The organism is Streptomyces sp. NPDC012637, assembly GCF_042954805.1.
Taxonomy (GTDB): domain Bacteria; phylum Actinomycetota; class Actinomycetes; order Streptomycetales; family Streptomycetaceae; genus Streptomyces.
In genome coordinates this window covers 626620-644446 of sequence record NZ_JBIBDS010000002.1, presented here as the reverse complement: position 1 = coordinate 644446, position 17827 = coordinate 626620, and the positions used below count along the sequence as shown (strand labels likewise).

Here is a 17827-nt window from a genome sequence, read left to right as displayed (position 1 = left end):
TGGGACGCATGGCGGTCTCGGAGGAACGGTCGGCGGCCCGGATGCTGCGGGTCTCGATGCTGGTGCTCTTCCTGGAGGCGGCGCTCGCGCTGGTCCTGGGGCTGGTCTTCGGCGAGACCAGGGAGCCGGAGCCGGGTGAGGAGTGGGTCAGCGCACTGACGCTGCTGGCGCTCCCGTTCCTCTCGGTGCTCGCCGTGCTGGCCGCTGCCGTGGTGTCCGCGGTCCTCGTGCTGCCGGCGGTGCTCCTCGGCGAGGACCTGGCCCGCCGGATCGAGGGCCGGCCGCTCGCGTGGCAGCTGCTCCTCACGACCGTCGCAGGCGCCCTCCTGTGGCCGCTCGCCGGATGGCGCGGCTGGCTCGTGGGCGCGGTCGTCCTGGCCGTGGCGGCCGTGGTCACCCGTCGCGCCCGGAGGGGCTTGTTCGTCTCGGTGCTCCTGTGGGGCACCCTCACGGTGCTGGCCGTGTTCGGACTCGGCGGCATCGGGCTGTACACGGGCGTGCTCGGCGGCTGACGCCGCGGAGGCGGGGCCCGGGGAGCAGGGAGCGGGGGTCGAGCGGGTGCCGCCTACCCCGCGAAGCGTCCGAACCGGCCCCGGTGGAAGAGGAGGGGGTCGCCGGAGTCGGCCGCGCCCAGGGCCTCCACCCGGCCCACCACGATCAGGTGGTCGCCGCCCGTGTGGACCGCGGCGATCTCGCAGTCGATCCACGCGGGCGCGTCCGGGAGGCGCGGTGAGCCCGTCGAAGGGGCCGGGGTCCAGGTCACGCCCGCGAACTTGTCCGCGCCGCTCACCGCGAACGCCCGGCACAGATCGCCCTGCTCCGCGCCCAGGACGTTCACGCAGAAGCGTCCCGCGCGGGCGATCCTGGGCCAGGTCGTCGACGTGCGGGCGACCATGAAGGCGATCAGCGGCGGGTCGAGCGACAGCGAGGCGAAGGACTGGCAGGCGAAGCCCGTCGGCCCGTCCTCGTCCAGCGCCGTGACGATCGTGACGCCGCTCGCGAAGTGCCCGAGCACCCGCCGGAACTCGCCCGGATCGACGGGCATCCGCTCGTCGTCCCGCACCGCGCGCAGCGCCGGCCGCGGCAGTGCTTCCACGGCCGTGGGCGCCCCGGCCGACCTCAGGTATCGGACGGCGGTGGCCGCCATCCCCGCGTGTCCCATCATGGCGCCATTGAAGCTGACGGCCCGTCAGATGGGAACCCTCGCGCTGTCAGTGCCGGCTGCGAGGCTGGCTCCATGACCACGGACACGAACACGGCGGCCACGGACGCGGGCACAGCCACCGACGCGGGCGCCGACGCGGGCACAGCCACCGACGCGGGCGCCGGCCCGGGCACGGGCGTCGACCCGGACACGGGCGCCGACCCGGACAGGGGCTCGGACACGGGTGCGGACGCCGACACCGACACGGCCGCGACCTCGAACGCGGCTCCCGCCACCTGGAGCCTGCTCGACGTCGACGCTGCCCTCCGGGCCTCCTGGGCCGCCGACACCTCCTCGCCCGACGACCAGGACGAGTGGCGGGCGGACAACCCCGCCTGGGGGCACTGCGACGTCACCGCGCTCGTCGTGAACGACCTCTTCGGCGGCGACCTCGTGGTCGGCGAGGTGTATCTGGACGGTGCCCAGCGCGGGTACCACTGGTGGAACCGGCTCCCGAGCGGCGTCGAGCTCGACCTGACCCGCGAGCAGTTCCAGGACGGGCAGGCCGTCACCGCCGCACGGGTCGTCGAGCGCCCGCCGGGCCCGCTGCCCCGCCGCTGGGCGGAGTACCTGCTCCTGCGCGAGCGCGTGGCCACCCACCTCGGCGCCCTCCCGGACCCGCTCTGAGCCGGACCCGGCCCCAGCCGCGGCCCCCGGCCCGCCACGGCCCCCGCCCGAGCCGCCGCCCCGGGCCCCAGCCGCGGCCCCCGGCCCCAGCCGCGGCCCCCGCCCGAACCCGCGGTCCCCGCTCGCCCCGTACCCGCCTCCCGCGCTACCGGCCCTCGTACGACGGCGTCCGCCGTTCCACGAACGCCGTCACGCCCTCCTGCGCGTCCCGCGTCGTCATGCACAGCTCCTGGGCCATGGCCTCCGCCGCGAAGGCGGTCGTGCGGTCGGCGTCCAGGGACGCGTTGACCAGTTGCTTGGTGAGGGCGAGCGCGCGAGTGGGGCCCTGGGCGAGGCGTTCGGCCCACTCGCGGGCCGTCTTCTCCAGGTCCTCCGCCGGGACCACCCGGTTGACCAGGCCCATCGCCCGCGCCTCCGCCGCCGGCAGCGCGTCGCCGAAGAACATCAGCTCCTTCGCCCGCTGCGGCCCGACGAGCCGCGGCAGCAGGTACGCGCCGCCCCCGTCCGGCACGATCCCGCGCCGGACGAACACCTCCACGAACTTCGCCGACTCCGCCGCGAGCACCAGGTCGCACGCGAACGCCAGGTGCGCCCCGATCCCGGCCGCCGTCCCGTTCACCGCCGCGATCACCGGTTTCTCGCAGTCCAGCACGGCCCCGACGAAGCGCTGCGCGCCCCGCCGGATCATCCGCGCCACGTCACCGGCGACCCGGTCCCCGGCGGACGCCGACGGCCCGCCCCGCAGGTCCGCGCCCGCGCAGAAGCCCCGTCCCGTCGCCGTCACGACCACCGCGCGTACCGCCGGATCCGCCGAGGCCCCCGCGAGCAGGGAGATGATCCGCTCCCGCTGGTCCCAGGTGACCGCGTTCATCGCCTCGGGCCGGTTGAGCGTGATCCACGAGACGCCGTTCTCGACGACGTGCAGCACATCGGACATGAGGGGCTCCCTATCGGCCTCGTCGGCCCTATCGGCACACCGCGAGCGCGTCCAGGGCCACCGCGCCCTGCCCGCGCGGCAGCACCATCAGCGGATTGATGTCCAGTTCGGCCAGCTCCCCGTCCAGTTCGAGAGCCATGCGCTGCACCCGCAGCACCACCTCCACCAGCGCGTCCACGTCCGCCGGCGGCGCTCCCCGCACCCCGTCGAGCAGCGCCCGCCCGCGCAGTTCGCCCAGCATGTCGCGGGCCTCCCGCTCCCCGAACGGCGGCACGCGCACGGCCGCGTCGTTCAGGACCTCCACCAGGACGCCGCCGAGCCCGACCGTGACCGTCGGCCCGAACAGCGAGTCGTGGGTCACGCCCACCACCATCTCGACCCCGCGCCCGACCATCTGGCACACCAGGACGCCGTCCAGGTCGATGCCCTCGTAGCGGGCGATGTCGGTCAACTCGCGGTAGGCGTCGCGGATCTGGCTCGCCGACGTCAGGCCGACCTTCACGAGGCCCAGTTCCGTCTTGTGCGCCAGCTGCGCGCCCGAGGCCTTCATCACCACCGGGTAGCCGACGAGGCCCGCCGCCCGCACGGCAGCCGCCGCGCTCGTCACCAGCTGCTCGCGCGGCACCCGTATCCCGTACGCCCGCAGCAGCTGCTTCGCCGCGTGCTCGCTCAGCCGGTGGCCGGGCCGCATCAGGGCCTGCGCCTTGCGGAAGGAGGGGGACGGGGTGCGCGGGGCCCCGTCGAAGGGCGAGCGGTAGCCGGTGGTGAAGCGGTGGTGGTCGAGGTAGGACTTGACCGCGCCGATGCAGTTGCCGAAGGTGCGGAAGGTGGCGACGCGCGAGGAGCCGAGCAGGGTCGTACGGTAGGCCTCCTCGGTCCCGACGGGCGACCCCCACACCACGCAGATCAGCTTGTCCGTCTCCTCCGCGGCCTCGACGAGGTCCTGCGCGAGCTTGTCGCTCATGGGCGGGAAGGGCCCGGTGATGGGACAGATCAGCACCCCCACCTCCGGGTCGGCGAGGATCGCGTCGATGATCTTCCGGCCGCGCCAGTCGCCCACCGGGTGCCCGCCGTTGTCGACGGGGTTGGCCACGCTCAGGTACTCCGGTATCCACTGGTGCAGCTCGTCCTGCCTGGCCTGCGAGAGGGTGGGGAGGGTGAGGCCCGCCGCGGTGGCCAGGTCCGAGAAGTGGGCGCCGGTGCCGCCGGAGATGGAGTAGACGACGACCCCGTCGGCGACCGGCCTGCGGGCGCGCGCGAGCAGTGCCGCGGTGTCCTGGAGCTGGTCGAGCCCGTCGACCCGGATCACCCCGAACTGCCGCATGGCCGCGTCGACGACCTGGTCGGCGCCGGTGAGCTTGCCGGTGTGCGAGGCGGCCATCCGGGCTCCGGCCTCGGTGCGGCCGACCTTCACGGCGACGACGGGCACCTGGCGGCGGGCGGCCTGGTCGGCGGCGAGCAGGAAGGAGCGGCCGTCCTTCAGCCCCTCCACGTAGCAGGCGATGGCGCCGACCTCGGGCCGGTGCGCGAAGTACGAGATGAAGTCGGCGGTCTCCAGGTCGGCCTCGTTGCCGGTGGGCGCCCAGTGCGAGAGCCGGACGCCCAGCTCCTGGAGGGTGAAGACCGGCCGTCCCTGGTGACCGGACTGGGTGATGAGCGCGATGGCCGGACCGTCCAGGTCGTCCCGGAAGCGCTCGAAGGCGTTGAGGTTGGTGTTGGGCCCGAGCAGCCGCAGCCCGGACCGGCCGACGGCGGCGGCGAGCCGCTCCTGGGCGCGGGCGCCCTCCTCGCCGGTCTCGGCGAACCCGGACGCGAAGGCGACGGCGAACTTCACCTTGGACGCGGCGAGTTGCTCGATGACGGGCAGCGGATCGGCGACGAGGAGGACCGCGAGGTCGACGGACTCGTCGAGCTCGTCCACCGAGGGCACGCAGTCGATCCCGAAGACGGCGGTACGGGTCGGATGCACGGGCACGACCCGGGCGCCGACCCGGCCGGCCCAGTCGATCAGCTGCCGGGTGATCCCGGTGTTGGGCCGTCCTTCGGCGTCGGACGCCCCGACGACCGCGACGACCTCGGGCCGGAAGAACCGGTCGAGCTCGGGCACGGGCGCGTGCAGCGGGCGCCCGCTGACGTCGGTGTCGCCCTCGACGGCGGCGACGTCGTGCACGACCACCCGGCCGGCGTGGCGTTCCCCGCAGGCGTCCACGCGGGCGCGGAGGTCGGTGGTGAAGGTCCCGTGAGTCGATCCCAGCATCGTTCCGCACCGCCCATCCCGATCCCGAAGACCGGAGCCGTCCCTTGCCGTCCCTGGCTTGGCTTGATCTGACGCTTAGTCAGATTACTCAACTGACGGTCAGTCAGGAATAGGGCGTGCGGAAGCGTCCGGTGGGAGCGGTGCGCCCCCACCGGGGCCGCCGGCGACTACCGGGTGCTCACCTCGGCCGCGAGCACCTCGGCCGCGCCCGCCACCAGCGCGTTGTCCGCCGTCGCGTCCTCCTCCGGCCTGGTCGTCATGACGGCCAGGACGACCGGCGGGCGGCCGGGGGGCCAGGCCACGCCGGCGTCGTTGTTGCCGCCGTACCGGCCGCCGCCGGTCTTGTCGGCCAGGACCCAGTCGGCCGGCAGGCCCTTGCGGAAGCGCTCGCTGCTGGTCGTGTTGGCCAGCATCCAGCCGGTCAGCCGGCTCCGGTCGTCGGGCGCGAGCGCCCCGCCCAGGACGAGCCGGGCGTACGAACGGGCGATCGCGCGCGGAGTCGTCGTGTCCGTCTCGCGCCACGGCTCGGCCGAGTTGAGCTCCGGCTCCCAGCGGTCCAGCCGGGTCACGTCGTCGCCGATGGAGCGGGCGAAGCGGGTGATCGCCGTCGGGCCGCCCAGTTCCTGCAGCAGCAGGTTGGCGGCCGTGTTGTCGCTGTGGGTGATGGAGTACTCGCACAGCTCGGCGATCGTCATGCCGTCGGCGACGTGGTCCTTCGTGATCGGCGACCAGCCCGAGCGCTTCACGTACTCCTGCGTGTAGTGCACGCGCCGCGCGAGGAACTCGCCGTCGCGGTCCAGGTCCCGCAGGACCGCCGCCGCGCCGAGGGTCTTGAACAGGGAACACATCGGGAAGCGCTCGTCGGCGCGGTACGTCACGAGGCGACCGCTCCCGGTGTCGTACGCGTACGCGCCGAGCCGGGCGTCGTGCTCCCGCTCCAGCGCGCGTAACCGCTGCCGGGCACGGCCGGAGGAGACGTGGGCGGGTGTGGCGTGGGCGGAGGTCAGGGGCAGGGCGGCCGCGAGGGCCGCCCCGGCGCCGGCGGTGAGCATCGTGCGACGGGTGGGGCGCATGATCGGTGCCTTCCTTGATACGGGTGTGACGTGAGTCGTCGGTCGTCGTGAGACGTGACGCCGCTTCCCGTACGGGCAGTTGCACCGCAACCTACGGCGGCCGGCCCCCGGCCGAGGCGCGACCGGCCCGCTACCGCCGGTGTTTCGCGATCCGGCGGGCGATCCGCTCCGCGTCCAGCGCCATCTCCCGGAACATGCCGCTGATCGGATTGGTGAAGCCGGTGAAGTACAGCCCCGGCGCCTCGCGCGGGCAGCGCGCGCCCGTCACCGCCGGGCGGCCGCGTTCGTCCAGGACGCCGAGGTGGCCGAGCAGCGGCTCCAGGGCGCGCTGGTAGCCGGTCGCCGCGATCACCGCGTCCGGGGCGATGCGTGAGCCGTCCGCGAGGACCACCTCGCCGCCGTCGAAGGACTCCACCGCCGCCACCGGCTCGACCTTCCCGGCCCGTACGGCCGCGACCAGGCCCACGTCCTGCACCGGAATCGCCCCGGACCGCACCCGCGAGTACAGGCCGCCCTCCGCCCTGGGCACCCCGTGCGCCGAGAGGTCGGCGGTCACGAACCGCGCGAGCAGCCCGGTCAGCCGGTCCACGAGCGCCACCGGAAGCCGCCGCACCAGGATGCCGGAGCGCTGGCTCGGCCAGCCGAGCGTGGCGCGGCGGACGATGTACGGAGGCGTCCGCACCGCGAGCCGGACCCGCGCGGCGCCGCCCTCCGCCAGGTCGGCGGCGATCTCGGCGCCGGTGTTGCCGACGCCGACGACGAGCACGTCCTTGCCCTCGTACGGCTTCGGGTTGCGGTACGCGCTCGCGTGGACGAGCTCGCGGCCGGGCTCGCGCTCGTACGTGCCGAGTCCGGGCCACGCGGGCAGCCGCGGGGTGTGGTTGTAGCCGGTCGCGACCACGACGGCGCTGCCGACCAGCCGGCGGCCGCCGGTCGCGTGCAGCGTCCAGTCCGCGCCGTCCCGTTCGACGCGGAAGACCTCGACGCCCGTCACGACCTCCAGGTCGTGGAACTCGGCGTACGTCTCCAGGTACCGCACCACGTCCGCGCGGGCGACCCAGCGCCCGAAGGAGCGCGGCATCTTCAGGCCGGGCAGCGCGGAGAGCCGGCGGGTGGTGTGCAGCCGCAGCCGGTCGTAGTGGTGGCGCCAGGAGTTGCCGACGGCGTCGGCCTTCTCCACGACGACGGCCCGTACGCCCCGCGCGCGCAGCGCGGCGGCGACGGCCAGTCCGCCGGGGCCGCCGCCGATGACGTAGACGGGGTGGGGCTGGGGGGTGACGGTCATGAATGCTGAGCGTAATGACGCGTACACGCCGTGGGTCTCGGTCAAGAGGGGGTTGGGTTGCGAATCGATCACGGGTGCACGGGTCTTGCGGAGAAGCGGGCGCATCCGATGAACTGATGACCCGTCAGATTTCACGTACGGGAGGCGGGCACCGCACATGCAGACGATCTGGCTCACCGGCGCCGAATGGCTCGCCGTCCTCCGCATCGGCCTCGGCCTGTGGTGGCTGGAGAGCTGGCGCCACAAGGACAAGAAGGGCTGGTTCGAACGCGGCACGGGCATCGCCTGGGCCGCCGACGTCGCCGGCAGGCACAAGTGGGCGGCGGTGAAGAACGGCTTCGACACGATCGTCGCCCCCCGCCCCCGGCTCATGGCGTACGTCGTCGTCTACGCGGAACTCGCCCTCGGCCTCGGCCTGATCAGCGGCTTCCTCACCCCCGTCGCCCTCGTCGGCGGGCTCCTGCTCAACCTCCTCTACCTCACCCTGATGATCCACGACTGGGCCGAGCAGGGGCAGAACGCGATGATGGCGCTGATCTCGCTCGTCGCCCTCTTCGCCATGTCCTGGCAGACCTGGTCGCTCGACCACGCGATCGGACTCTTCTGATGACGGCCACTCCCGCGAAGGCCACCCCCGCGACGGCCGATTCCCTGAAGGCGGCCCCCGCGACGGCCGACTCCCCGAAGGCCACCCCCGCGAGCCTCCCGGAAGCCGACGCCTTCACCCGCGCCTACTGGGACGCCGCCGCAGACGGCCGCCTCCTGCTGCGCCACTGCACCGCCTGCGACCGGCCCCACCACTACCCCCGCGAGTTCTGCCCGCACTGCTGGAGCGAGGACGTCGAGTGGCGGCAGGCCGAAGGCCGGGCGGTGCTCTACACGTGGTCCGTCGTCCACCGCAACGACCTCCCGCCCTTCGGCGACCGCGTCCCCTACGTGGCGGCGGTCGTCGACCTGGCGGAGGGCCCGCGGATGATGACGGAGATCGTGGACTGCCCCGAGTCCGCACTGCGCATCGGGATGGACCTGGAACTCACCTTCCGCCCGGAGGGCGAGCAGGGCGAGTTCCAGGTCCCGGTGTTCAGGCCCCGGCGCTCCCGCTGACCCGCTCGACCGGGATCCACAGCTGGGAATCCGTCTCCGCGCCGATCTCCACCGGCTGGGTCCGGAGCAGCTCGGGACCCGGCCGGCTCACGTACGGGTTGGACGGGAACCACTGGGTGAACACGTCGCGCCACAGCTCCTGGAGCGCCGCCGGGTAGGGCCCGTGGTTGTCGAAGACTGCCCAGGTGCCGGCCGGCACGTCGAGGGCGTCGAGGACGCCCAGGTCCTCGGCCGGCGCACCCGGGCCGGTCGTCACGCCGATCCAGTAGTCCACCTCGGCGCCCTCCTCCCGGCTGTCGGTCAGATGCACCACCGCCGACAGGACGCCTTCCGGCTCCCCCTCGGCCAGCTCCTTCATCCGCACGATCGCCTGCTCGTCCAGGCTCTCCACGTGCGCCGCGGCGGCCGCGTTGACCCCCTCGTGCACGAGCGGGACCCGGGCCTTGCTGCCGACGACCCGGAAGGCGTCCTTCTCGACGATCCGGTACCGCATGGTCGTACTCCCTTCGATGACGACACGGAAGGACATCCGGGGCTGCGAGACGAGCGCCGCACCGGCGCGCCGGGCCTCGCCCGGGCCGATGCCGTGCACGGACCGGAACGCCCGGGCGAACGCCTCGCCCGAGCCGTAGCCGTAGCGCACGGCGATGTCGAGCAGCGTCTGCTCCCCGGCCAGGACCTCGGCCCCGGCGAGCGTCATGCGGCGGCGCCGCACGTACACGGAGAGCGGCATGCCGGCGAGCGCCGAGAACAGCCGCCGGAAGTGGTACTCCGAGGTCGTCGCGATCCGCGCGGCCTCGGCGACGTCCACCTCGCGGTCGAGATGGCGCTCCACATGGTCCAGCGCCCGGTTCAGCCCTTCCAGCACTCCCGTCCACCCTTCCTGCCTGGTGTTTTCCTCTGTGCCTTCACCGTAGGAACCACCACCCTCCCAGGACCCGACGATCCGTGCCCGGAACGGTCGGGTCCGGGAGACCGGTACGGGACGGCGGGAGGCGGTCCGGGACGGTCCCACGGGTCGACTTGCGGTTTCCGCAGCGTCAACTCCTACGGTCTTCGTACGGGGCCGGAACGACCGGCCCCCGGCGATGGAAGGAACCGTCATGGCCTGGTCGATCGCGGACGTGGCCCGGATGTCCGGGGTGACCTCCCGGACCCTTCGGCACTACGACGAGATCGGCCTGCTGCCGCCCGCGTGGACCGCGGGCAGCGGGCACCGCTACTACGAGGAGCCCCAGCTGCTGCGCCTCCAGCAGATCCTGCTCATGCGGGAGCTGGACGTGGGTCTGCGCGAGATCCAGGCCGTCCTGGACAGCCGGGCCGACCGCGTGGCCGTCCTGCGCGAACACCACGCGCGGCTGGTCGAGGAGCGGAACAGGCTCGGGACGCTGGCGAGGACGGTCGCCCGCACCATCGCCGACCTCGAGGAACGTCAGGAAGGCGAGGACGAGGACATGGTGAGGATCAACCGGCCGGAGAACCTCTTCGAGGGCTTCCAGCCCGACCCGGAGATGGAGGCCGAGGCCCGCGAGCGGTGGCCGGTGGCGTACGAGGAGTCACGGCAGGCGGCCGAGGGCATGACGCCCGAGACCACCGAGCAGTGGCAGCGCGAGGCCACCGCCCAGATGATCCGCTTCGCGGAGCACATGGCCGCCGGCACGCCCGTCGACGCCCCGGCCGTCCAGGAGGAGGTGGACGCCCACTACGGCACCGTCTGCCGTTTCTGGACCCCGACGGCCGAGGCGTACAAGGGCCTGGCGGCGACGTACGCCGAGGACCCCCGCTTTCGGGAGAACTTCGACCGGATCGCTGTCGGCCTTGCGGAGTATCAGGGCGCTGCGATGGCTGTCTACGCGGACACCCGGCTGAGCTGAGCCCGCGCCCGGCGCCCACCGGCACTCGCCCGTACCGGAACCCGCCGGACCGGGCATCCGCCGGAACGGGCGACCGCCGGACCGGGCATCCGCCGGACCGGGCGACCGCCGAACAGGGCGTCCGGCCCGCCGTCGAGGGGCTGCAGACCCTTGACCGCGGACCCCACGGACCGACCCCCGAACCCGACCCCACGGACCGACCCGCGAACCCGGCCCCACGGACCGACCCGCGAACCCGGCCCCACGGACCGACCCGCGAACCCGGCCCCACGGACCGACCCGCGAACCCGGCCCCACGGACCGACCCGCGAACCCGGCCTCACGGACCGGACGCGCACCACCTGACGTGCGGCCCGCGCCTACCGCCGCCCCGCTCCCACCACCGGTTTCTCCTCCAGAGCGCCCTCGCCCTCCGTGTCGAGGTGGGGCAGTATCCGGTCGAGCCAGCGGGGGGTCCACCAGGCGTGGCGGCCCAGCAGGGTCATCACCGCGGGGACCAGGAGCAGGCGGACGATCGTCGCGTCGATGAGGACGCTCGCCGCCAGGCCCAGGCCCAGCATCTTCACCACGATGTTGTCCGACACGATGAACGCCGCGAACACGCTCACCATGATCAGCGCCGCACACGTGATCACCCGCGCCGTGATCTCCAGCGCGTGCGCCACGCTCGCCTTCGGATCCCCGGTGCGCAGCCACGCCTCGCGCACCCGCGACAGCAGGAAGATCTCGTAGTCCATGCTCAGGCCGAAGACGATCGCGAACATCATCATCGGCACGTAGCTCTCGATTGGCACCTTCCCGGAGACCCCGAGCGCGGGACCGCCCCAGCCCCACTGGAAGACGGCCACGACGACCCCGTACGACGCCGCGATCGACAGCACGTTCAGGACCGCCGCCTTCACCGCCACCAGCAGGCCGCGGAACACGATCAGGATGACGAGGAAGGCCAGCGCGACGACCACCGCGATGATCAGCGGCAGACGGCTCGACACGATGTCGAGGAAGTCGACCTGCGAGGCCGTCGTCCCCGTCACGTACGTCTGCGCGTCCGTCCCGGCCACCGCCTGCGGCAGCACGTCGTCCACCAGGTGGTTCGTGAGCTCGGTGGTCCGCTCGTCCTGCGGGGAGGCGACCGAGTACGCGGTGCCGACCAGCACGTCACCGTCCGGCGTCGCCTGCAGCGGGGTGATCGACGCCGCGTCCGGCACGTTCGTCAGCGACTGCTGCAGCTTGCTCGCGAGCGCCGCCCGGTCCCCGGAGGGCACCGCCGTCTGGTCCACGACCAGCGTCAGCGGCCCGTTCGCACCCGGCCCGAACGCCGTCGAGATCAGGTCGTACGCCCTCCGGTCCGTGAACGACTTCGGATCCGCGCCGTCGCCGATGTGCCCGAGCTGGATGAAGAGCAGCGGGAACGCCAGGATCAGCAGCGTCACGACCCCGGCCACCAGGAACCACCACGGCCGCCGCTCCACGCGCTGCGCGTAGCGGTGCCAGGTGCCGGTGCCCTGAGCCTCACCAGCCGCTCCCGCCTCTGCCTCCACGTTCGTCTCGGCGACCGGTTTGCGCACGTGGTAGCGGTCGATACGACGCCCCACGAGCCCCAGCATCGCCGGGACCAGCGTCAGCGCCGCCAGCACGGCGGTCACGACCGTGAACGCCGCCGCCAGCCCCAGCTTGCCGATGAACGTGACGCCCGAGACCCACAGCCCGGACAGCGCGATGATCACCGTGCAGCCCGACACGAGGACCGCCCGGCCGCTCGTCGTCGTGGCGAGGGCCGCCGAGTCGGCGGGATCGTGGCCGTTCATGAGGTTCTGGCGGTGCCGTGTGATCAGGAACAGGGCGTAGTCGATGCCGACGCCCAGACCGATCATCGTGGCCAGCGTCGGCGACACCGTGCCGAAGGTGAACGCCGCCGCCGTCAGACCCAGCAGCGCGAGCCCGCAGATCGCCCCGATCAGCGCCGTGACCAGCGGAAGCACGGCCGCGATCACACTGCCGAAGCCGATCAGGAGCACCACGATCGCCACGGCGAAGCCGATCCCCTCGCTCGTGCGGTCGTCGGCCGCCGGCCGGGCCAGCTCGCCGAGCGGCCCGCCGTACTCGACGGTCACGTCCGCGGCCCGCAGCGGCTGTACGGCGGCGTCGACGCCGTTCAGGTAGTCATCGCCGAGCGTCGACGGCGGCACGCTGAACCGCATCGTGATGTACGCGGTCTTGCCGTCCGTCGACAGCGGCCCGGTGTTCGGCGCCGTGGACGAGGTCGTCGGCGGGGGAGTACCCGGCGGCGGCAGCGGATTCTGCACGCTCAGCACGTCGGGCAGCTTCTCCAGCGCCGCGACGGCCGAGTTCACCGTCGAGGCGTCCTGGGTGAGCGGCCCGGAAGGCCGGTTCAGGACGATCTGTGCGGCGTATCCGCCGGCCGCGGGATCATGCGCCTGCAGGACGTCCAGGCCCTCCGCCGACTGCACACCGGGCAACGCGAAGTTGTCCGAGAACGCGCCGCCCACCGCCCGGTCCGTGACCTGCAGACCGGCCACCGCCGCCAGCCACAGCACGATGACGACGAGGAAATGCCGGGCACACCAGTGCCCGATGCGGTAGAGCAGGCCCTTTCCCACCGGGGTCTTCACGGGGGTTTTCACCGTACTGCGCTTGTTCATGGTGCCGCCGCGTGCGGATAGGGAATCCCCGAGCGTCACTGCGTAAGACAATTCTTGGCGTCCGGGGCGGACTCGTCATCTCGAAGCCGCCGCCCCCGACCCGTCGGCGGGCCGGATCGGCCGCCCTCCCGGATAGTGGAACCGTGAAGCGCTATCCGCTCATCGCCGATCACGGCCTCGTGGGCGACCTGCAGACCTGCGCACTCATCTCGGACGAGGGCGTCGTCGACTGGTTCGCGGCGCCGCGCTTCGACTCGCCCGGCATCTTCTCGGCGCTCCTCGACCACGACCGAGGCGGCTACTTCCGCCTCTCCCTGGAGGCGCCGGACACGGAGACGGGCGCCGAGGTGACGACGAAACAGCTCTACTACCCCGACACCGCCCTCCTCGTCACCCGCTTCATGTCGGCCGACGGCGTGGGCGAACTCATCGACTGGATGCCCCCCGACCGCACCGGCCGCGCCACCGACCGGCACGCCATCCTGCGCGTACTGCGCTGCACCCGCGGCACCGTCACCTTCACCCTGGAGTGCCGGCCGCGCTTCGGCTTCGGCAGCAACCCGCACGAGACGCACGTCGACGGCCGCACCGCCGCCTTCCGCGCCCCCGGCGTCAGCGCCTTCCTCCAGTCCAACATCCCGCTGGAGCAGGACGGTCCCTACGACGTCCACGGCCGCCTCACCCTCCACGAAGGCGGCGTCGCCGGCGCCTCCTTCACCGTCGAGGGGCCGGATGCGAAGCCGCCGCCGCTGCCGCGGACCGGAGAGGCCGAGACCGCCCTGTGGGACGCCGTCGACTTCTGGCAGGGCTGGGTGCGCACCGCCCACTACCGGGGCCGCTGGCCCGACATGGTGCACCGCGCCGCCATCACCCTGAAGCTGCTCACCTACCTGCCCACCGGCGCCCCGATCGCCGCCGCCACCCTCGGCCTGCCCGAACTCGTCGGCGGCGAGCGCAACTGGGACTACCGCTACACCTGGATCCGCGACGGCTCCCTCGCCGTCCGCGCCCTCCTCGACCTCGGATTCGTCGACGAGGCCGCCGCGTTCACCGGCTGGCTCACCGACCGCGTCACCGACCGCGCCTCCGAACGCTCCTCCGTCACCGGAGCCCGCCCGCTCCAGATCATGTACCGCGTCGACGGCGACCCGTGGCTGCCCGAGGAGATCCTCACCGACTTCGAGGGCTACCGCGGCTCCGCGCCCGTACGCGTCGGCAACGCCGCCGCCGACCAGCTCCAGCTCGACATCTACGGCGAGGCCCTCTACGCCCTCGCCCAGGGCCGCGGCCGCGGTCCCGGCCCCGGTCTCGACACCCAGCCCACCCACGAGGGCTGGCAGGCCGTGTCCGCGATGCTCGACTGGCTGGCGAAGTCCTGGGACGGCCCCGACGAAGGCATCTGGGAAACCCGCGGCGGCCGGCAGGACTTCACCTTCAGCCGGGTGATGTCCTGGGTGGCCTTCGACCGCGGACTGCGCCTCGCCGAGGAGTTCGGCCGGCCCGCCGCCCTCGACACCTGGCGGGCCGCCCGCGACGAGATCTACGCCCAGGTCATGCACCGGGGCTGGAGCGAGCGGCGCCGGGCCCTCGTCCAGTCCTACGGCGGGGAGGTCCTCGACGCCGCGCTGCTCCTCGTACCCAGATCCGGCCTGCTCAGCCCCACCGACCCGGCCTGGCTCTCCACCCTCGACGCCATCGAACGCCACCTCGTCCACGACAGCCTGGTCCACCGCTACGACCCCGGCGCCTCGCCGGACGGACTGCGCGGCGCCGAGGGCACGTTCAGCCTGTGCACCTTCCTCTACGTGGACGCCCTGGCCCGGGCGGGGCGCGTGCGGCAGGCCCGGTTCACGTTCGAGAAGATGCTCACGTACGCCAACCACGTCGGCCTGTTCGCCGAGGAGATCGGCCCGAGCGGCGAGCAACTGGGCAACTTCCCGCAGGCGTTCACGCACCTGTCGCTCATCATGGCGGCCACGACGCTCGACGACGTGCTGGACGGCCTGCACGGTGTGGACGGACTGGACAGGCCGGGTGCGTCGGGCACGTCCGGCGCGTCCCGTGCGTCCGGTGCTCACGCGGCGGGGACGACGTCCTGGGGACCCAGGGCGGGATAGTCGTTGTAGCCCGTCTCCCCGCCCGTGTACATCAGGTACCGGTCCCGAACGGGATTCAGCGGCGCTCCCGTCCGCAGCCGCTCGACCAGGTCGGGGTTGGCGAGGAAGCCGCGGCCGAAGGAGATCAGGTCGGCCCCGGCGGCGAGCAGCCGCTCACCGGCCGCCCGGCCGCCGTCGGCGGGCAGGGGCACGCCCCAGCCGAGGTTCGGGTTGGCGATCAGCGTGCTGGGCCAGGCCTTGCGGATCTCGTGGAAGAGGGGCTGGTCCGGGTCCGCGAAGATGACGTGGAGATAGGCGAGGTGCTCGCGGGCTTCGCCGCCCGCATCGGTCCCACCGGTCTCGCCGGGCGTGCCGGCCTTGCTCGTCTCGCGGGACTCGCCGGCCACGCCGGTCACCTCGGCCAGGGCGGCGACGAGCGCCGGGTAGACGGCCTCGGTGTCGCCCTCCTCGATGCCGTTGACGGTGACTCCCGGCGACACGCGGACGCCGACCCGCTCGGGCCCGATCGCCTCGGCGACGGCCCGGACCACCTCCACCGTGAAGCGGATCCGGTTCTCGACGGAGCCGCCGTACTCGTCCGTCCGCAGGTTGGTGTTCTTCGCCAGGAACTGGTGCAGCAGGTGCCCGTTGGCCGAGTGCACCTCGACGCCCTCGAAGCCCGCCTCGACCGCCCGCCGCGCGGCGGCGGCGAAGTCGGCGGCGGTCGAGCGGATGTCGTCGTGCGTCATCTCGCGCGGGACCACGGAGGGCACCCGCCCGGCGGGGGTGTGGATCTCCTCGGGCAGCGCGACGGCGGAGGGCGCGACGGGCGTGAACCCGCTGTTGTCGGGATGCCCGACCCGCCCGCCGTGCTGCAGCTGCACGAACATCCGCCCGTCGGCGGCACGGACGGCGTCGGTGACCGTACGCCACCCGTCGGCCTGGGCCGGGGTGTGGAGGCCGGGGATGTTCGGGTACGTCTGCCCGACGGCGTTCGGCGTCGTCGCCTCCGCGATGATCAGGCCGGCGGTGGCACGGTCCGCGTAGTGGGTGGCCATGATCGGCGTGGGGACGCCGTCGGCGGCGGCGCGGTTACGGGTCAGCGGGGCCATGACGAGACGGTTGGGGAGGAGGAGGGGACCGAGGTGGGTGGGCTCGAAGAGGGTTGAGCGAGAGGGGAGTCGGAGGGTCGCGTTCGGCTTCTGGTTCGGCGTCTTCGGTGTCTTCGGTGTCTCGGTCTTCGGCGTCTTCGTCGTCATGTCGGTACCGTAGAAGTTGACACGAGTGTCAGGTTCAAGCAGCGAGGTGGGGGAAGATGCGGATCGGCGAACTGGCGACCCGGAGCGGCGTGAGCGAGCGTTCCCTGCGCTATTACGAGAAGCAGGGCCTGCTGCAGTCCGAGCGCACCCCGGGCGGTCACCGTGACTACGGGGACTGGGCGGTCGACCGCGTCGTCCGCATCCAGTCGCTGTACGCGGCGGGCCTCAACAGCAAGAAGATCGCTCGGCTCCTGCCCTGCATGCGCGACGTGGACGCCGGCCCGACCGAACGTACCACCGTCCAACTGGTCACCGACCTGGAGGCGGAACGCGAGCGCATCGACCGGCTGATCGTGGACCTGGTCCGCTCCAGGGAGGTGCTGGACGAGTTCATCGAGACGGCGAAGGCGGCCAATGGGGCACGAGGGGCGCGGGTCGCAGGGGTCGGGGAGGCTGCGGGGGGCGGCGAGGCGGCGGGGAACGGCGCGGCTGCGAGGGGCGGGGAGGGTGCGAGGAGCGGCGAGGGTGCGAGGGGCGGCGAGGTCGCTGAGGTAGACGAGGTGGCTGGGGTGGCGGGTTTCTGAGGTGGCGGTGGGCTGGGGGCGTGTGGGCTTCTGGTGCGGCCGCCCTCTTTCCGAGTGTGGCTCCCTCCGCCACCGCCTCAAGGGCGCTCCCTTTGGTCGCGTCGCTTCGCGATGGCCTGCGGCCACCCTTGACCCGGTGGCTCCGGGAGCCTTTTCACACTCGGAGGGCGGCCGGGGGCCCGGCCACGCGGATCGGCCCGGGTAGTCCGCCGCGCCGTGGGCGGGAGGCGGGCCGGTGGTGGGTGGGGCCGGGTATCGCTCCGCGCCGTGGGCGATGTGCTTCCCGGTGGGTGGGGGCTCGGTTTGTGGCCGGGGCGGGTGGGATTGCTTGTCTCGGTTTGGGGTGCGCGGACGTGGAATGGGGCGGCCCGGGCCGGCTCAGCGGCCAACTCCCGTCTTCCGATGGGGATTCATGCCCCGCTGGTCACTCCCGGTGAGTGGAGGGGGCCGGCCCGGTGGGTGGAGGGGGTCGGTGCGCGAGCGAACTCGCAGATCCCGAACCGATATGTGACGCAAGAGAACGGATGTGACGAGGGAGACGACCTTGGCCCGTCTCCGTCCCGGTTTGCTCGCACCGACGACCCCAACCGCCATATGCAGCCCGCCCATTGGCCTTCACTGGGGCCAAGAGCGACTTGTGTGACTCCAGAGGCACCACCGATCCCTTCCCCGCCGGGCTGGGTCCGCCCCGGCGTGCAAAGTCGGATCCCCCGAGCCCTGCCTGCGACAGATGGGAACTCGTGTGACGCCAGAGGCGGTCCCACGGCTGCCCCACCCCGGAAGCACGCACTTTGCTCGCACCTCCACCCACCGGGCCGGCTCCTCCACCCACCGGCCGCCACCAGCGGGGCATGAATCCCCACC

The 17827-nt window shown here is 73.0% G+C and carries 14 protein-coding genes and 1 pseudogene; 7 read left to right on the top strand and 8 right to left on the bottom strand.

The genetic code is table 11. The features are described 5' to 3' along the window. Positions 1 to 8 precede the first annotated feature (8 nt). Positions 9 to 512: a hypothetical protein gene (locus tag ACFY8W_RS11060; RefSeq protein ID WP_391102995.1), complete on the top strand. Its 504-nt coding sequence runs from the start codon at positions 9 to 11 to the stop codon at positions 510 to 512. 53 nt (positions 513 to 565) lie between these two features. Here ACFY8W_RS11060 and ACFY8W_RS11055 read toward each other — a convergent pair whose 3' ends face one another. After that, positions 566 to 1147, bottom strand: coding sequence for a flavin reductase (locus tag ACFY8W_RS11055; protein WP_391103872.1), 582 nt, complete (start codon positions 1145 to 1147; stop codon positions 566 to 568). Between the two features lie 300 nt (positions 1148 to 1447). Here ACFY8W_RS11055 and ACFY8W_RS11050 point away from each other — a divergent pair, with 300 nt between their 5' ends. Then, a complete protein-coding gene (locus tag ACFY8W_RS11050) occupies positions 1448 to 1831 on the top strand; it encodes a hypothetical protein (protein WP_391103870.1) in 384 nt (127 codons plus the stop codon). A 145-nt stretch (positions 1832 to 1976) separates the two neighbouring features. Here ACFY8W_RS11050 and ACFY8W_RS11045 read toward each other — a convergent pair whose 3' ends face one another. The 4 genes from ACFY8W_RS11045 to ACFY8W_RS11030 all read right to left on the bottom strand — a co-directional run bounded on the left by ACFY8W_RS11045 (position 1977) and on the right by ACFY8W_RS11030 (position 7383). Then, positions 1977 to 2768: an enoyl-CoA hydratase-related protein gene (locus ACFY8W_RS11045; RefSeq protein ID WP_391102993.1), complete on the bottom strand. Its 792-nt coding sequence runs from the start codon at positions 2766 to 2768 to the stop codon at positions 1977 to 1979. 28 nt (positions 2769 to 2796) lie between these two features. Further along, entirely contained in the window at positions 2797 to 5025 is a 2229-nt protein-coding gene (locus ACFY8W_RS11040; RefSeq protein ID WP_391102991.1) for an acetate--CoA ligase family protein, read from the bottom strand. 167 nt (positions 5026 to 5192) lie between these two features. Beyond that, complete coding sequence (gene bla / locus ACFY8W_RS11035; RefSeq protein WP_391102989.1) at positions 5193 to 6098, bottom strand: class A beta-lactamase; 906 nt, start codon at positions 6096 to 6098, stop codon at positions 5193 to 5195. 130 nt (positions 6099 to 6228) lie between these two features. After that, positions 6229 to 7383 (bottom strand): NAD(P)-binding domain-containing protein, encoded by a 1155-nt coding sequence (locus ACFY8W_RS11030; protein WP_391102986.1) that lies wholly within the window; start codon positions 7381 to 7383, stop codon positions 6229 to 6231. 157 nt (positions 7384 to 7540) lie between these two features. Between ACFY8W_RS11030 and ACFY8W_RS11025 the strand changes: the two genes are divergently transcribed. Further along, complete coding sequence (locus tag ACFY8W_RS11025) at positions 7541 to 7990, top strand: DoxX family membrane protein (protein WP_391102984.1); 450 nt, start codon at positions 7541 to 7543, stop codon at positions 7988 to 7990. Next, positions 7990 to 8487 (top strand): OB-fold domain-containing protein, encoded by a 498-nt coding sequence (locus tag ACFY8W_RS11020; RefSeq protein WP_391102981.1) that lies wholly within the window; start codon positions 7990 to 7992, stop codon positions 8485 to 8487. The genes ACFY8W_RS11025 and ACFY8W_RS11020 overlap by 1 nt, the downstream gene beginning before the upstream one ends. Here ACFY8W_RS11020 and ACFY8W_RS11015 read toward each other — a convergent pair. Next, positions 8465 to 9355: a GyrI-like domain-containing protein gene (locus ACFY8W_RS11015; protein WP_391102980.1), complete on the bottom strand. Its 891-nt coding sequence runs from the start codon at positions 9353 to 9355 to the stop codon at positions 8465 to 8467. The two genes, ACFY8W_RS11020 and ACFY8W_RS11015, sit on opposite strands and share 23 nt — an antisense overlap. A 235-nt stretch (positions 9356 to 9590) precedes the next feature. Here ACFY8W_RS11015 and ACFY8W_RS11010 point away from each other — a divergent pair, with 235 nt between their 5' ends. Continuing rightward, positions 9591 to 10361, top strand: coding sequence for a TipAS antibiotic-recognition domain-containing protein (locus tag ACFY8W_RS11010; protein ID WP_391102978.1), 771 nt, complete (start codon positions 9591 to 9593; stop codon positions 10359 to 10361). Between the two features lie 359 nt (positions 10362 to 10720). Here ACFY8W_RS11010 and ACFY8W_RS11005 read toward each other — a convergent pair whose 3' ends face one another. Further along, positions 10721 to 12994 carry an MMPL family transporter gene (locus ACFY8W_RS11005; protein ID WP_391102976.1) on the bottom strand — a complete coding sequence of 758 codons (2274 nt, stop codon included), beginning with the start codon at positions 12992 to 12994 and terminating at the stop codon, positions 10721 to 10723. A 173-nt stretch (positions 12995 to 13167) separates the two neighbouring features. Here ACFY8W_RS11005 and ACFY8W_RS11000 point away from each other — a divergent pair, with 173 nt between their 5' ends. Then, positions 13168 to 15141, top strand: coding sequence for a glycoside hydrolase family 15 protein (locus tag ACFY8W_RS11000; protein ID WP_391102975.1), 1974 nt, complete (start codon positions 13168 to 13170; stop codon positions 15139 to 15141). Here ACFY8W_RS11000 and ACFY8W_RS10995 read toward each other — a convergent pair. Continuing rightward, positions 15099 to 16232 (bottom strand): alkene reductase, encoded by a 1134-nt coding sequence (locus ACFY8W_RS10995; RefSeq protein WP_391103868.1) that lies wholly within the window; start codon positions 16230 to 16232, stop codon positions 15099 to 15101. The two genes, ACFY8W_RS11000 and ACFY8W_RS10995, sit on opposite strands and share 43 nt — an antisense overlap. Positions 16233 to 16435: 203 nt before the next feature. Between ACFY8W_RS10995 and ACFY8W_RS10990 the strand changes: the two are divergent. Then, positions 16436 to 16789, top strand: a pseudogene (locus ACFY8W_RS10990) (MerR family transcriptional regulator); the annotation flags it as partial. Positions 16790 to 17827: the final 1038 nt, after the last annotated feature.

What these genes read in the sequence shown, in the direction of transcription:
- ACFY8W_RS10995 (WP_391103868.1), bottom strand. Translation starts at nt 16,232, where the DNA reads ATGGCCCCGCTGACCCGTAACCGCGCCGCCGCCGACGGCGTCCCCACG.
- ACFY8W_RS11010 (WP_391102978.1), top strand. Translation starts at nt 9,591, where the DNA reads ATGGCCTGGTCGATCGCGGACGTGGCCCGGATGTCCGGGGTGACCTCC.
- ACFY8W_RS11025 (WP_391102984.1), top strand. Translation starts at nt 7,541, where the DNA reads ATGCAGACGATCTGGCTCACCGGCGCCGAATGGCTCGCCGTCCTCCGC.
- bla (WP_391102989.1), bottom strand. Translation starts at nt 6,098, where the DNA reads ATGCGCCCCACCCGTCGCACGATGCTCACCGCCGGCGCCGGGGCGGCC.
- ACFY8W_RS11060 (WP_391102995.1), top strand. Translation starts at nt 9, where the DNA reads ATGGCGGTCTCGGAGGAACGGTCGGCGGCCCGGATGCTGCGGGTCTCG.
- ACFY8W_RS11030 (WP_391102986.1), bottom strand. Translation starts at nt 7,383, where the DNA reads ATGACCGTCACCCCCCAGCCCCACCCCGTCTACGTCATCGGCGGCGGC.
- ACFY8W_RS11020 (WP_391102981.1), top strand. Translation starts at nt 7,990, where the DNA reads ATGACGGCCACTCCCGCGAAGGCCACCCCCGCGACGGCCGATTCCCTG.
- ACFY8W_RS11055 (WP_391103872.1), bottom strand. Translation starts at nt 1,147, where the DNA reads ATGGCGGCCACCGCCGTCCGATACCTGAGGTCGGCCGGGGCGCCCACG.
- ACFY8W_RS11045 (WP_391102993.1), bottom strand. Translation starts at nt 2,768, where the DNA reads ATGTCCGATGTGCTGCACGTCGTCGAGAACGGCGTCTCGTGGATCACG.
- ACFY8W_RS11040 (WP_391102991.1), bottom strand. Translation starts at nt 5,025, where the DNA reads ATGCTGGGATCGACTCACGGGACCTTCACCACCGACCTCCGCGCCCGC.